The organism is Oleiphilus sp. HI0132 (assembly GCF_001635845.1).
Map to the genome: position 1 here is coordinate 1 of NZ_LWGJ01000550.1, position 714 is coordinate 714.

Consider the following 714-nt stretch of genomic DNA (forward strand, 5'->3'; position numbering starts at 1 on the left):
ATTTAACTCTGTAAGTGCTAACCCGTTGTTACTATGGTCAGAACTGATCTTTCGCGAGCCTTGTTGCGGCAAAAATATCTGGCTCACAGCTATTCGTATTGGGGAATAGTTGTTTAACATTCGAAGCTAAGGCTGGATCGTTGCTTCTAAAAAACGGGTTTATCTCCAGTTCTGTTTTTAGTGTGGAGGGGATAGTGGATAAGCCACGCTTACGCAAATCGGTGGCTTCTACTAAGTAGTTTTGTAGTGCCTGGTTGTCTGGCATTAGACTCAGTGCAAAATCTAGATTGGCTAATGTATATTCGTGTGCACAGAAGATGCGTGTCGTCTTCGGTAGTAAGCGGATTTTTCCAAGCGAGTTATACATTTGTTCAGCACTGCCTTCGAATAAGCGACCGCAACCACCTGAGAATAGTGTGTCCCCACAAAACAATGCGTCTAGTTGTTCGCAATAGTAGGCATTATGATCAAGCGTATGACCCGGAACGTCGAGGCTTTTGAATTGTAAGCCAAGTAAGCTGATCGCTTCGCCTTCAGACAGTTGCTCATCGATACCTTCAACTTTTGAGTGAGATGAGCCGAAGCTTTTACAGTCATATTGATCTTTAAGTTTTGCCAAGCCTCCCGTGTGATCAGGGTGGTGGTGAGTGATAAGAATTGCTACTAGGTCTAGCCCTTGTGAATTCAAATAATCTTGAGTGTCACTAAATGAGC

General features: G+C 43.7%; 1 protein-coding gene. It reads right to left on the reverse strand.

All coding sequences use genetic code 11. From position 1 onward, the window contains the following. Nucleotides 1-37 precede the first annotated feature (37 nt). Nucleotides 38-714 (reverse strand): hydroxyacylglutathione hydrolase (gloB, locus tag A3766_RS06585; protein ID WP_068641960.1); only part of this gene is annotated, 677 nt, incomplete at its 5' end.